The 14,197-nt window shown below is 60.6% G+C and carries 12 protein-coding genes; 7 read left to right on the top strand and 5 right to left on the bottom strand.

What is annotated here, in order from left to right:
* The first annotated feature begins 40 nt into the window (after window positions 1-40).
* Window positions 41-1,714 (top strand): NuoM family protein, encoded by a 1,674-nt coding sequence (locus HDF15_RS19870; RefSeq protein WP_184258720.1) that lies wholly within the window; start codon window positions 41-43, stop codon window positions 1,712-1,714.
* A complete protein-coding gene (locus HDF15_RS19865) occupies window positions 1,714-3,240 on the top strand; it encodes an NADH-quinone oxidoreductase subunit N (protein ID WP_184258718.1) in 1,527 nt (508 codons plus the stop codon). Before HDF15_RS19870 ends, HDF15_RS19865 begins: the two co-directional genes overlap by 1 nt.
* A gap of 290 nt (window positions 3,241-3,530) precedes the next feature.
* Here HDF15_RS19865 and HDF15_RS19860 read toward each other — a convergent pair whose 3' ends face one another.
* The 4 genes from HDF15_RS19860 to HDF15_RS19845 all read right to left on the bottom strand — a co-directional run bounded on the left by HDF15_RS19860 (window position 3,531) and on the right by HDF15_RS19845 (window position 5,435).
* Entirely contained in the window at window positions 3,531-3,836 is a 306-nt protein-coding gene (locus HDF15_RS19860; RefSeq protein WP_014264603.1) for an ATP synthase F0 subunit C, read from the bottom strand.
* A 161-nt stretch (window positions 3,837-3,997) separates the two neighbouring features.
* Window positions 3,998-4,729 carry a F0F1 ATP synthase subunit A gene (gene atpB, locus HDF15_RS19855; RefSeq protein WP_184258716.1) on the bottom strand — a complete coding sequence of 244 codons (732 nt, stop codon included), beginning with the start codon at window positions 4,727-4,729 and terminating at the stop codon, window positions 3,998-4,000.
* A 44-nt stretch (window positions 4,730-4,773) separates the two neighbouring features.
* Window positions 4,774-5,184: an ATP synthase subunit I gene (locus HDF15_RS19850; RefSeq protein WP_014264601.1), complete on the bottom strand. Its 411-nt coding sequence runs from the start codon at window positions 5,182-5,184 to the stop codon at window positions 4,774-4,776.
* Window positions 5,184-5,435, bottom strand: coding sequence for an AtpZ/AtpI family protein (locus HDF15_RS19845; RefSeq protein WP_184258714.1), 252 nt, complete (start codon window positions 5,433-5,435; stop codon window positions 5,184-5,186). Before HDF15_RS19845 ends, HDF15_RS19850 begins: the two co-directional genes overlap by 1 nt.
* Window positions 5,436-5,522: 87 nt before the next feature.
* Between HDF15_RS19845 and lysS the strand changes: the two genes are divergently transcribed.
* Window positions 5,523-7,334, top strand: a complete 1,812-nt coding sequence (gene lysS, locus HDF15_RS19840; protein WP_184258712.1) for a lysine--tRNA ligase — start codon at window positions 5,523-5,525, stop codon at window positions 7,332-7,334.
* 179 nt (window positions 7,335-7,513) lie between these two features.
* Here the strand turns inward: lysS and HDF15_RS19835 are convergent, their stop codons facing one another.
* Window positions 7,514-8,584, bottom strand: a complete 1,071-nt coding sequence (locus tag HDF15_RS19835; protein ID WP_184258710.1) for a PLP-dependent aminotransferase family protein — start codon at window positions 8,582-8,584, stop codon at window positions 7,514-7,516.
* Window positions 8,585-8,628: 44 nt separating this feature from the next.
* Between HDF15_RS19835 and HDF15_RS19830 the strand changes: the two genes are divergently transcribed.
* The 4 genes from HDF15_RS19830 (at window position 8,629) to ligD (ending at window position 14,143) form a co-directional block, all read left to right on the top strand.
* Complete coding sequence (locus HDF15_RS19830) at window positions 8,629-9,423, top strand: TIGR00282 family metallophosphoesterase (protein WP_184258708.1); 795 nt, start codon at window positions 8,629-8,631, stop codon at window positions 9,421-9,423.
* Between the two features lie 66 nt (window positions 9,424-9,489).
* Entirely contained in the window at window positions 9,490-10,254 is a 765-nt protein-coding gene (locus HDF15_RS19825; RefSeq protein ID WP_184258706.1) for a 2-keto-4-pentenoate hydratase, read from the top strand.
* Between the two features lie 180 nt (window positions 10,255-10,434).
* Complete coding sequence (locus HDF15_RS19820; protein ID WP_184258705.1) at window positions 10,435-11,379, top strand: Ku protein; 945 nt, start codon at window positions 10,435-10,437, stop codon at window positions 11,377-11,379.
* A gap of 10 nt (window positions 11,380-11,389) precedes the next feature.
* Complete coding sequence (gene ligD / locus HDF15_RS19815; protein WP_184258703.1) at window positions 11,390-14,143, top strand: DNA ligase D; 2,754 nt, start codon at window positions 11,390-11,392, stop codon at window positions 14,141-14,143.
* Window positions 14,144-14,197 lie beyond the last annotated feature (54 nt).

The following is a 14,197-nucleotide window of genomic DNA, read 5'->3' as shown; positions in this document are numbered from 1 at the left end:
CCCGCAGGGGATCTGTTGTTAGAACCACCACAGGACCTCGATGAATCTCGATCACTCCATCCTGACGCTCATCCTCCTCGCCCCCCTCGTGGGCGCGGGGGTGCTTGCGCTTATTCCTGAACGCGCAGGCAACAAGATCCACGCGATCGGCGCGCTCATCGTCACCCTCGTGACGCTTGGCCTGACGCTCCACCTGCCGTGGCACTTCAACTACGCGGCCGCTCGCGGCAGCTTCCAGTTCGACCAGAACTGCCCGTGGATCGCCTCCCCCGCCATTCGTTACCACCTCGGCGTCGATGGCCTCTCCATGTGGCTCGTCGTGCTGGCCGGATTCCTCGCGCCCATCGGCGTGCTGGCCTCCTGGAACGCCGTCAAGGAGCGCACCAAGCTCTTCTACACGCTCTTCCTGCTGCAGCAGGTCGCGATGCTGGGCATCTTCCTCGCGCTGGACCTGTTCCTGTACTACGGCTTCTGGGAGCTCTCACTGGTCCCGATGACGCTGCTCATCGCCACCTTCGGACGCACCGAGAATCGCCGTAAAGCCGCCATCAAGTTCTTCCTCTACGCCTTCATCCCTTCGGCGATCCTCCTGGTCGCGATGCTCTGGCTCTACGCCCGCACCGGCACCTTCGATCTGCCCACCCTGCAGGCCCTGGCCGCACAGCATGCCATCTCCACGAACCACACGGCTCTCTGGCTCTGCTCGCTGGCCTTCCTCGCCGCCTTCGCGGTCAAGGTTCCGATCTTCCCGCTGCACGGCTGGCTCTCCGATGCCGTCCAGGAAGCTCCCACCGCTGCCGTGATGGTGCTGGCCGGCAAGCTCGGTCTCTACTCGATTCTGCGCTTCAGCTTCGGCATCTTCCCCGAACAGTCCCGCCACATTGCTCCCTGGCTGATCGCGCTTGGAGCCATCGGCATCGCGTACGGCGCATTGCTGGCTCTCATCCAGACCGACCTGAAGAAGCTCGCGGCCTTCTCTACCCTGTCGCACGTCAGCTTCATTGTGTTGGGCATCTTCACCTTCACGACGATGGGCATCGACGGCGGCGTCTACCAGATCCTCAACGAGTCGCTTGTCGGCGCAGCGCTCTTCGTGCTCCTTGGCCTGCTCTATGAGCGCTATGGCACCTATGACATACGCGATTACGGCGGCCTCGCCACCAAGCATCCGTGGATGGTGACGATGTTCGTCATCACCACGCTCGCCGCGGTCGGCCTGCCCATGCTGAACGGCTTCGTCGGCGAGTTCCTGATTCTCTCCGGTGCCATGCAATCGGTATTCAGCTACCACATCTTCTGGACAGTCGTCGGTACCACCGGCGTCATCTTCGGCGCGGCTTACATGCTCTGGATGATTCAACGCATCTTCTACGGCAAACTCGGCCTTCGCTCGGAAGAAGTCAAGGGCTGGGACCTGTGCGCCCGCGAGCACGTTGAACTCTGGCCCCTTGCCATTCTCTTTCTCGTCATGGGACTCGCTTCGCCGGTATGGATGCAGGCCATCGACAGTTACGGAGCAGCAGCAGCCAATCGTCCTGTAGCTGTTGAGGCTGTCAATATCGAGCCCGCCAGCTCCGAGCCCCATAACAACCTCACGCTTCCCTGTGCGCAGAAAACTCCCTGCAATCAAGCCGGGGCGTTCGTCGATCCCTCACTCGCCGCTGCCGCAGTCAACAAGCCAGCTCCGCCGGTCAACAAGGGAGCACAATACTAATGCCCACGAACCTCCTCACTCTGCTTCCCGAGATCATCCTCACCGTCACAGGCGTCCTGGTCATGCTGGCCGAGCCGATGATCGCTCCCGGTAAGTCGCGCAAGCCGCTCGGTTGGCTCGCTATCCTTGGCACATTAGCCTCCGGCCTTGCAGCCTTCTACCAGTTGCAGCTCGTCAATGCCTCAGGCCCGATCTCCGGCTTCTACGCCACCATCCAGGTCGATGCCTTCTCGGTCTTCTTCCACCTGTTGATCTCCAGCATCGTTCTCGTAACCCTGCTGGCCTCGCTCGACTACTTTGAAGGCCCCGTCAGCCACGCCGGCGAGTACTTCGCCCTGGCCTGCTTCGGCGCCACCGGCATGATGTTCATGACCTGCTCGGTCGAGCTCCTGATGGTCTTCATCGGCCTCGAGATCTCGTCGATCTCGACCTACATCCTCGCCGGCTTCCGCAAGGGCCAGGCCACAGCCTCCGAGTCCTCGCTCAAGTACTTCCTGCTCGGCAGCTTCGCGACGGCGTTCTTCCTCTACGGCATCGCCCTCTGCTTCGGCGCGACCGGCTCGACCAGCATCGGCGCTATCGCCGCCAGCCTCGGAACCACGGCCACCCCGGCACTCGCGCTGCTTGCCATCGCGATGGTCGTCATCGGCCTCGGCTTCAAGGTCTCGGCAGCTCCCTTCCACGTTTGGACGCCGGACGTCTACCAGGGCGCACCCGCTCCGGTCGTCGGTATGATGTCGACCGCACCGAAGGCCGCTGCCTTCGCCGTGCTGCTGCGCTTCCTCTTCAATGCAGCACCGATGTATCGCAACCACTGGATCGTCCTCATCGAGATCCTCGCGGTGCTCTCAATGACCATCGGCAACCTTGGCGCGCTGATGCAGCGCGACGTCAAGCGCCTGCTGGCCTACTCGTCCATCGCCCATGCCGGATACCTGCTGGTGGCCTTCACCTCCATCCAGCAGGACGCCGTCGCCGCAGCCTGCTTCTACACCGCAGCCTATGCGGCGATGAACGTCGGCGCCTTCCTCGTGATCACGCAGCTCTCGGGCTACGACGAGCAGGCCCGCACGATCGACGACTTCACAGGAATGGCCCTCAAGCGTCCCGGCCTCTCCGCGCTGCTGGGCTTCTTCCTCCTGTCGCTCATCGGAATCCCCTTCACCGGCGGCTTCTTCGGCAAGTTCTATGCGTTCTCCGGAGCCATCCACAACGGGCATGTCGTGCTGGCCATCATCGGCCTCGCTAACTCCGGCGTGGCCTGCTTCTACTACCTGCGCCTGCTGGCCGCGCTCTATGCCCGTCCGGTCAGGGAAGATGCCACCCTCCTGTCCCCACGCAAACTTGCCATCCCGGCAGGTATTGCCATTGCAGCATCCGCAGTCGCAACCCTGGCCCTGGGCATCATGCCAAACCACGTGTTGAATCTCGTTCAGCGGGCTACGCCGGAGACCCTGCCGGCCTTTAGCGTCGCGCCTGCGGTTTCGACGCTGCCCCCGGCAGCGCCTACTGAAATGACACGTTAGCCGCTCAGGGTTGGATATACGAAAGGCCTCCGCTTTGGCGGAGGCCTTTCTGTTTGGAGTAGCTGTTTTCTGGTTCTCTTGCTCTTCTGGTTGTCATTCCAAGGCACAGCCAAGGAATCTGCTTCCCGTCCGCCTGTTCGCGCACAGATGCCAGGCGTAGACAGGGACGGGAGGGCATGGCTTCAGCCATGCCGATAGAGGCTTCCCCCACCGCCTCCGGCTATGTACTTACAAGCACAAACAGCAGGGCCTCCGCCGCAGCGAAGGCCCTTCGTGTTTCCGAGATCGATTTAGGCGTGAACCTTGAGGAAGATGATAACGAATGTGAACAGAGCCAGCGACTCGATGAAGGCAAGACCGAGAATCAGGAAGATGAAGATTCCAGGACGAGCGCCGGGGTTACGCGCGAGAGCCTCAGTAGCCGAAGCAGTCGCCTTACCCTGACCGAGACCGCACAGACCGGCAGCCAGAGCCATGCTCAGACCGGCAGCAAGCGGAACCCACTGGGCGGCCGCACCAGCAGCCTCCTGACCAAACGCCGGCGTCGCGATGAGCAGCGCGGCCAGAGCCATAAACACATATTGCAGCTTCTTCATGATGTTACTCCTTGCCCCCGTTAATCTCGCCGCCAGTGGGTGGTTGAAGCTCACCGTGCTGGCTCCCTCACGCTGGAGCGGCGGTAGATCGCCCCGCGAAGAGGGGGCACCCCTTCGCGGGAAACTTGGTAGGTCAGGGCTTTAGCCCTGACTAGAACAATCTAGTGATCGTGCGCGACTGCAAGGGACAGATAGATCATCGCCAGCAGCATGAACACATACGCCTGAATTACAGCTACACCAAGATGCAGGCCCATAAATATCAGCGGAATGCCAACCGGGATGAGCGAGAAGAACGCCATCGTCAGCAGATCGCCGGCAAACATATTCGCGTACAAACGCACCGTGAGCGATAGCACACGTGCAAGATGCGAGATGATCTCAATCGGGAACAGCAGCCAATACAACCACCACACCGGCCCGAGGAACTGCTTAATGTAAGCCAGGCCGTTCGAGCGAATGCCATGAAAGTGATAGTAAACAAAGGTGATCAGAGCAAGGCCTAGCGGCACCGTGGGGTTGGCCGTCGGCGACTCCAACCCCGGAACCAGGCCCGCCAGGTTGCAGAGCAGGATGAACAGTGTCAGCGCCGACAGGTAGGAGGTGAACTTCTCATACCCATGCCCTATGATCTGCTCGCCCTGTCCGGAGACAAACTCGTTGGTGATCTCAGCGAGGTGCTGGACACCGCCCGGCTTCTCGACACTGAGGGTCAGCCGCACATGCACGAAGTATCCTATGAGCACCACAAAGACCAGCAGTTCCATCGCCACAGCGTTGGTGATCGGGGCTTTATAGGACTCAGGGGTTACATGCACCGCGTGCAGCAACGCATTCGCCGGACCGGCGAAGTAGTGGTTCAGAGTTCTGGTTAGTAAGAGCTGAGGCATCATATCGAATCGTTGTCGGAGGGCTGGGTTCCAGGCCGCTCAGGGAGCTAAACCGTCCACGCTTTGACCAGACGAAGAGCTTCAAACGAAAGGGCGAAAATGCCCAGTCCAATGCCCGCTGCGAGCGCGTAAACCGAACCATCCAGAAACTTAAGACTAACATACAGAACCACGATGGTCAGGCCCAATCTGAGGAAGAAACCGACCAAAACGAGACCCATCGGGCGGGCCTTTCCACCAACATCCATGCGGGCCATGACGGCGGTCATCAGCCGCAGCCACTCCCATAAGCCGGAGCCCGAAATGGCAGAGCCAACCAGCAGCAGAACAGCACTCTGCCAGCCAAGCTTCCACCACAGCACCGGCAACGCCACCACTGTGACAATCGCCAGCAGCCGCAACGCGCGCAGCATGGTCCGGCGGAAGTCGTCATCACTAAAACCGTCAAGGGCGAGCATCAGTTGCCTCCCTTTTTAAGGTAGCGTGAGGCCGTTCTGAATATCTGGATGAAGCCAGCCACGGCTCCCAGCAAAATTCCCACAACCCCTACCCACGAGGTATGAAAGTGCTTATCTACTGCCGCCCCGGCCAACCAGCCGATGAGACAGCCAGCCGGAAGCGCAATGGCGAGCTGGACCATCGACTCGGCTTTCACGAGGTCGCCGAGCGCGCCATGCGGTTTCTTCGGGATGTTGCCATCATCGGCCATCGCCCAAACTTATCACTCCCGGGGCGGTAGGGGCCAACCGCCCCGATATACTGAAGCGTCAAGACCAACAGCAAAGCGAGCCCGATTTTGTCCCAGTTTGAGAGCCAGTTCGAAGAAAACCTGTACCAGCTACGCCGCGAGAAGCTCGCGCAGATCGCCGCGATCGGCGAAAAGCTCGGCCTGAGCCACGCCGACAGCACCTACCCCAACAGCTTCGACTTCACCCAGACCATCCCCGAGCTGCGCGCAATAGGCGACCCGAAATCGGGTGAGGAGTTGGAAGCCTCCCGTGTCGAAGCCGCTATCGCAGGCCGCATCATGGCTATCCGCGTCCAAGGCAAGGCCGGGTTCGCGCAGTTGCAGCAGGGCGGCCAGCGCCTGCAAATCTACGTCCGCAAGGACGACGTCGGCGAAGACCTCTTCGCTCTCTACAAGCTGCTCGACCTCGGCGATCACATCGGCGTGCGCGGCTACCTGATGCGCACCCGCACCGGCGAACTCACGCTGCACGCCTCACCTGTCAACGACAAGCCTGCCATCGCCTTCCTCACCAAGTCGATGCTCGCGTTGCCTGACAAATATCACGGCCTGGAAGACGTCGAACTGCGCTATCGCCAGCGCTACGTCGACCTCATCATGAACTCGGGTACCCGCGAGAATCCGGGTGCCCCATCCTCGGCCGGCAGCCTTATCGCCGGGCAGGGTGGGGTGCCTTCTCCGGAAGCGCCACAAATTTCTCCAGAGGCCACCGAGTCCGAATCGTCACCCGGGAATGTTCGTGAGGTCTTCGTCAAGCGCGCGGCGATTCTGCGCGCCCTTCGCAACTTCTTCGATACGCGCGGCTACCTCGAAGTAGAGACGCCGATGCTTCACACCATCGCAGGCGGCGCGGCAGCACGGCCCTTCAAGACCCACCACAACGCTCTCGACATCCCGCTCTCGATGCGCATCGCGCCGGAGCTTTACCTGAAGCGGCTGGTAGTCGGCGGTTTCGACCGCGTGTACGAGATCAACCGCAACTTCCGCAACGAAGGCGTCAGCACCCAGCACAACCCCGAGTTCACCATGCTGGAGTTCTACCAGGCCTACGCGAACTATCACGACCTGATGGACCTTACGCAGGAGCTCATCATGACTGTCGCCAAGGAAGTGAATGGAACCACGATCACGAATTTCAATGGTGTCGAGATTGATCTTGGCAAGTGGACGAAGCTGTCGATGCGCGAGGCGATCCTTCGTTTCTGGCCGGAGAATATCCTGGCCAAACCCGAGGTGGCAGACTTTGCCAGTGCAAACGCTATGCTGGAGTGGCTGGATCGCGCGATTGCCAACCTGCCGTTACAGGAGTCGGGTAGCATCTATGCGCATCCATCGGTTGAAGTTGCAAAGACATTACTTCACTGCCGCGAAGCAATCCAGTCCGGCACACCTTATGGCAAATGCATTGCAGAGCTCTTCGAGATTGTTGCCGAAGAGCACCTGATCCAGCCCACAATCATCTACGACTTCCCTCTCGCGGTCTCGCCGCTCTCGAAGGTCAAGCCCGACGAGCCCGACTGGGTCGAGCGCTTCGAGTTCTACATCGGTGGCTTCGAGGTCGGCAACGCCTTCTCCGAGCTCAACGACCCCGACGACCAGCGCGCCCGGTTCGAAGCCCAACTCACCGAACGCGAACGCGGCGATGACGAGGCCCACCAGATGGACGAAGATTACGTCCGCGCCCTCGGCTATGGCCTGCCTCCGACCGGCGGCGAAGGCATTGGCATCGACCGCCTGACCATGCTGCTGACCGGCTCACGCTCGATTCGCGATGTGATTCTCTTCCCTCTGATGCGTCCCCACACAAAGCCTGTAGCGACGAAGGAAGAGGGGCAGGAGCATGGGGAATCAGCGGAGTAGTCAGCATCCCTGTTTTCCTATAGAGCTACGAGTTTCGAGATGCGAGTTACGAGAAAACTCGCATCTCGAAACTCGTAGCTCGCAACTCACAGCATAAAAACCTCAGAAGCCCAGCCCAGCGATAAATCAATCCAAAAGCTACAGATAGAGCAGCTTCGGGATGTTCCCTCCTGCGCCGGCTACGAAAGCCGATCTAACTCCTCCGCTACCCTCGCCACGCCTTCCAGCGCTCTTTCTGCATCCACTTCCCCGCCCAGAGCGATGCGAAAACCATTCGGCGCATCCTTGCTCGTCGCAAACCAGTTGCCTCCGCTGATCGCTACCTCTCGCTCAGCCATGCGCTGCTCAAACCATTGCGGCGTCGTATGCGAAGGAAGGTTCACCCACAGATGCCAGGCTGCGCGAGCCCCCGCCCAGCAGCGATCCCCTAGTAACGAGCGTGCCGCCGCATTGCGGCGCGCGCCTTCTACATTCTTTTCCGCAATCACGCGGTCCAGCGTCCCGTCCTCGATCAACGACACTGCTGCGCGGTTATGCACCAGCGAAGACCCCGTAGCCGAATTCATGATCGCGGCCGACAACCCCGGAATAAACCGCTCCGGAACCACCAGAAATCCCGTCCGCGCCCCAGGAGCATAGCTCTTACTCAGCCCTCGCACATAGAACGTGCGCTCCGGCGCGAGCTTCGCCAGCGTTGGCGGAGCATCCGGTTCCATATAGCCGTACGCATCGTCCTCGACGATCAGCAGATCAAACTCTCTCGCTACAGCCACCAGAGCCTCGCGTCGTGCCAGCGAGGCCACACACCCCAGCGGATTATGCACTGTCGGGGTCACATAGATCGCAGCTACACAGTTCCCCTCGGCAGCACAATGCTCCCGCAGGCTCTCCGCAACCATGCCTTCATCATCCACGGCACAGCCTATCAGCGGACACCGCATCGCACGTGCCTGCACCAGAGCTCCCGTGTAGGCCGCTGCGTCTACAGCAATCGTCTGCCCCGCCAGCCCACTGACCATCAGCGAGAGCAAGCTGCCGTGGTGCCCGCCCTCGGTCAGAAATGTCCGCTCCGGCGGCGTTCCCATCCACCTGGCTCCGGCGTTCGTGAGCGCTGTCTGGTTGCTGCGATAGGTCGGGCGCATTTCATTAAAGTTGTTCTCGTCCAGGGCATCCACCGCCGCCCGCAGACGTTCGCGCCACTGTCCCGGCTGCCCCGGCAACAAAGGGAAGTTGTACTGCATATCGATCATGCACCCAGCATACTTCCCTCACCCCGAGGCTGTAGACTCATGCAGTGAATATTCTCTTTGTAGGCGACGTCTTTGGCTCGCCCGGTCGCCACATCATCCGCGAACATCTTCCCCACGTCATCGAGTCCAACTCGGTCGATCTGCTGGTCATCAACGGCGAAAACTCCGCCGGAGGCTTCGGCATCACGCCGTCGATCGCCGAAGAGCTCTTCGACCTCGGCGCGCACGTCATCACCACCGGCAACCATATCTGGGACAAGAAGGAAATCTTCGAGTACATGACCGTTCCCGCCGACTCCCACGTGCGCGGACGCCGTGTACTTCGCCCCGCAAACTACGCGGTCGGCACCCCGGGCTTCGGCTTCTACCAGGGCTCGCTTCCCAACGGCCAGGAGTACGCCGTGATGAACCTGCAGGGCCGTGTCTTCATGTCCTCGTGCGACGACCCGTTCCGCAAGGCCGACGAACTGCTCAGCCAGATCACCGCCAAGGTCATCCTGCTCGACGTACACGGCGAAGCGACCAGCGAGAAGGTCGCGCTGGGCTGGTATCTCGACGGCCGCGTGACAGCCGTGCTCGGCACCCACACTCACATCCCCACCGCGGACGAGCGCGTGCTCCCCGGAGGAACAGCGTACCAGAGCGACGTCGGCATGTCCGGCCCGTACGACTCGGTGATCGGCGTCGAGACCGAGCTGGTACTGAAGCGCTTTCTCACCGGCATGCCGGGCAAGTTTGAGCCGGCAAAGGGCAACCCGAAGATGTGCGCGACGCTGATCGAGTGCGACGGCGGCACTGGCCGCGCCAGCCGCGTACAGCGGTTCATGCTCGGCGAGTAACGCTACTGGACGACGTGACGGGCACGCCCGCCATCATACAAACTGGAAACAGTGTAGGAGAAAGCAATGACCGGAGACCGCGAGAACCAACTGGAAGCTGCAGCCAACCTGCTGCTCGACGCACGGCGTACCAATACCCCGATCGCCGATCTGCCGGAAGAGCTTCGTCCAACCAATCTCGACGAGGTCTATGCCGTTCAGGACATGATCGCCGCAGCCTACGGCGAGATCGGCGGCTGGAAGATCGGCGCACCGACTCCCGAGGCCACTCCGATGTACGCCCCCATGCCCGCGCAGTGGATCGCTGCCAACGGCAGCGAACTCAACGGCAACCGGTGGTATCGCGGACTTGAGGCGGAGATCGCGTTTCTCGTGGGCGAAGACCTGCCGCCACGCGCCACACCGTACTCGCGCGAGGAAGCTGTGGCAGCCATGGCCTCGTGCCACCCCGTGATCGAAGTCCTCGAACCCGGGCTGAGCGATTCGACCAAAGCCGACCGTAACTCCACGCTTGCGGATCTGCAGATGCACGGAGGTTTTATCTACGGCCCTGCGTTCGACAACTGGAAGACGGTCGACTTCAACACCGAAAAGGTCACGCTGGCGGTCGACGGCGTCATTCGCGTCGAACGCACCGGTTCGAACACCTCGGGAGACCTGGTAAAGCTACTCCCCTGGCTGGCAAACGAAGGCGCAGCCCGCACCGGCGGCCTGCGCAAAGGCCAATGGATCACGACAGGATCGTGGACCGGCAACACCCAGGCCTCAGCAGGTTCAGCCGTGGACGTAGTCTTCTCGACCATGGGCAGCGTAAGCCTGCGCTTCGCCTAAAAACGCATCTGCTTTTGTCTTTGCCTTTCTTGTTGTCATTCCCGCAGGGAATCTGCTGTCTGGGCTGACAGCCGACCCTGGGCCGGAATGACCGAAGCCACAAGCCTCGCGCTCCCGATACATCCCACAGTCCGGCCACGCACTCTCACTTTAGTGGTGAACCTTGCCTGAGGTGCAGCTATGGCTCGTCCTTATTGGAGCGGACAGATACAGATCTCGCTGGTGTCTTTCGGCGTGAAGCTCTTCGTCGCAACGGAAGCAAAGAGCGATATTCACTTCCATCAGATCGACCGTAAAACCGGCGAGCGTGTCAGACATCAGAAGGTGCTGGCAAGCGCGATAGAAAACGATCCGGATGAAGCCGCCGACTCCGACGAAGTCGTCGAACGCAGCCAGATCGTCAAAGGCTACGAGTACAGCAAGGGCCAGTACGTCACCATCGAACCCGAAGAGCTCGAACATCTTCGCGTACCTTCCAAGCACACTATGGAGGTCACGCAGTTCGTCGATCGCGAGCAACTGCCTCCGGAGTTCTTCGAGAAACCCTACTTCGTCGTTCCGGAAAACGACGCACAAACCGAGGCCTTCACCACGGTCCGCCAGGCACTGGAAGACACCGGCAAGGCCGCGATCTCCAAGATTGCCTTCGGCGGTCGCGAGCACGTTGTCGCCATCGTCCCGGCAGGTTCAGAGGCCCACGGCGGCATGATGGCGTACACCATGCGCTATGCAGCCGAACTGCGTGACCCCGCCGAATACTTCCAGGACATCAAGAAGACCAAGGTCTCCAGCGACTCCCTCGCACTGGCAAAAGAGCTCATCAAGCGCAAGGCCAAGCCCTTCGATCCCTCGAAGTTCGTCGATGGTTATGAAGTCGCAGTAAAGGAGCTCGTAGAGGCCAAGCTGAAACATGCTCCGGTTCCACGCGAGGAATCTCCTGCACCCGCCAAGGGCAAGGTGATCAACCTGATGGACGCCTTGCGCAAGAGCGTCAGCGGGGACAGCCAGCCTGCAAAGAAGACGGCCGCTAAGAAGCACGGCCTCGCGCTGGTGAAGGGAGCCGTGAAGAAGCAGACGCACCACGCAGCGAAATCGAAGGCGACACCAAAGCGGAAATCGGCATAGGAGGCTCGTGATGGCGCCAACAAAAAAAGCCACATCGCGGAAGTCAGCCAGCAAAAAAACAGCCGCAAAGAAGACCCCGCATAAGACACGCGCCTCGGCGGCGGATGCCGTCGACGAGCAGCTTGCGCGTTATCGCGAGATGCGCGACTTCAAGGTCACCGACGAACCTAGCGGCAAGAGTAAATCTACAAAAGCCAAAGCCTCCAGCCTTCCCTTCGTGATTCAAAAGCACGCGGCCAGCCACTTGCATTATGACTTCCGCCTTGGCTGGAACGGCGTGCTCAAGAGCTGGGCGGTCGCGAAAGGCCCCAGCTACTTCACCGGCGATCGCCGGCTCGCCGTGCAGGTAGAAGACCATCCGATGGAGTACGGCGGCTTCGAGGGCATCATCCCCAAAGGACAGTACGGCGGCGGCACCGTCATGGTGTGGGACCAGGGCACATGGGAGCCGCAGCCCGGGCACGAAGATATCGATGAAGGTCTGCGCGAAGGCAGTCTGAAGTTCGTGATGCATGGCACAAAGATGAAGGGCAAGTGGACGCTCGTGCGCATGGGTGGCAAAGCCGCCAACGAGCGCAAGCCGAACTGGCTGCTCATCAAGGAGCACGACGAGTTCGAACGCGGCAAGGACGATCCAACCATCACCGATGAAGCACCCGACTCCGCCGTGACTGGCCGCACGCTGGACCAGATCGCAGGACAGGAAGACCACGTCTGGAACTCCAAGGACACGGCACGCGGCAAGGCCTGGCATCGACAGGAACCCGCTGCACCAGAAAAAAAGGTGCAATCCCCGAGATCGTCAAAGGCAAAGAACGACGCTGCGCTCAAAGATCTACCCAGGGAGACACAACCTGCGTTTCTCTCGCCGCAGCTTGCTCTTGAGGCCACAGGGCCTCCCGGAAAAGATGGCTGGCTGCATGAGCTGAAGCTCGACGGCTATCGCATCCAGGCGCGCAAATCCGGCAGCGACGTGCAGCTCCTCACGCGCAAGGGACTCGATTGGACCCACCGCATGTCCGCTATCGCAAAGGACATTGCGAAGCTGCCCGTAGAGAATGCAACGCTCGATGGCGAGGTGGTCGTGGTCAGCGAAAACGGCACGACCAGCTTCGCCAATCTCCAGGCATCGTTTCAGGATGGCGAGAAGCATCCCCTGACCTACTTCTGCTTCGACCTGCTGCACCTCAACGGCCGCAACACCCGGGGTCTGAGCCTGCGCGAACGCAAAGCCTTGCTGGCGGAGATTCTTGGTGCAGGCATCGGCTCTGTTCAACTGAGCGAGCATATCGAGACCGACGGCGAATCCATGTTCCACCAGGCCTGCGAGCTTCATGCCGAAGGCATTGTCTCCAAGTGGGCCGCTTCAACCTACTCCTCCGGCCGCAGCGGGGAATGGCTCAAGTCCAAATGTCTTCGCGAGCAGGAGTTTGTCATCGGTGGCTACACGCTATCCTCCGAAGGCCCGGACCGCATTGGTTCCCTGCTACTGGGCTACTACCGTGACGATAAGCTGATCTATTCAGGCCGCACGGGCACAGGCTTTACGCAAAAGACAAAGCGCACCTTGCGCAAACAACTTGGTGATCTCGAAGCCAGTTCCCCGCCCTTCTCCAGAGTTCCCGTAGATGCGCGCAGAGATGCTATCTGGGTGAAACCCAAGCTTGTTGCGCAGGTCCGGTTTGCCACCTGGACGGCTGACAATCTCGTCCGTCAAGCCGCGTTTCTCGGACTGCGCGAAGACAAACCCGCCAGGGAAGTTCAAAGGGAAGAAGCGACCGTCGCACCCCAACCCAAGGGCACATCGAAGCGCGCAACAAAGATAGCAGCAACGCATCGAACAACCGTTCCCCTCGCCGCCAAGACAGCGACGAAAACGGCAACAACAGCTTCGATACGTCTCACCCATCCGGACAAGACCCTCGACGCTGAAAGCGGCCTCACCAAGGCGGATCTATCCGCGTTCTATCAGGGTGTCGCCGAGCACATGTTGCCGCACATCGCCGACCGGCCCCTCAGCCTTGTGCGCTGCCCCGAGGGCACGGGCAAACCCTGTTTCTTCCAGAAGCACGTCAATCACATGCTGCCACCGGGTGTCGGAGGCATCGACGTTCCGAATAAAAAGACCGGCGAGCCGGAGCCCGACATCACGCTCAACACAGCGGAGGCACTCATCAACCTGGCGCAGATGGGCGTGCTGGAAGTGCATCCGTGGGGCTCGCGCAACGACGATCTCGAACATCCTGACCGGTTGATCTTCGACCTCGATCCGGATGAATCACTGCCATGGTCAACTCTCTGCGACGCAGCGGCAGAGGTTCGCAAGCGCCTGAAGAAGGCGGGCCTCGAAAGCTTTCTAAAGACCACCGGCGGCAAGGGATTACACGTCATCGCTCCCATCCAGCCCGAGTTGGATTGGCCACAGCTCAAAGCGCTGGCTCACAAGTTCGTCGAGAGCATGGAAAGAGAGAATCCCACGCTTTATCTGACGAAGATGACCAAGTCCGCGCGCAAGGGAAAGATCTATCTCGACTACCTGCGCAATGAACGCGGGGCAACGGCGGTCGCTCCCTACTCACCCCGCGCCCGCGCCGGAGCGCATGTTTCGTTGCCCCTGCCGTGGTCGGCGTTGAAGCTCCCAGAGCGTCCCGTGTACTCCGTCAAGAACTTCGACGAATGGCGCTCGCGACTCCGCAACGATCCATGGAAGGCGATGCTGACGACTCGTCAGAAGCTCGATCCTGCAAGTTTTGATGAGGCGTGAGGCTTAGCAAATGTAGCAACATCACTACACAAAACACCAAAGAAACCTCTTCCT

Origin of the sequence: Granulicella mallensis, assembly GCF_014203225.1 — a bacterium.
Taxonomy (GTDB): Bacteria; Acidobacteriota; Terriglobia; order Terriglobales; family Acidobacteriaceae; genus Granulicella; species Granulicella mallensis_A.
The sequence above is the reverse complement of the archived record's forward strand: the minus strand, read 5'-3'. Positions and strand labels throughout refer to the sequence as shown.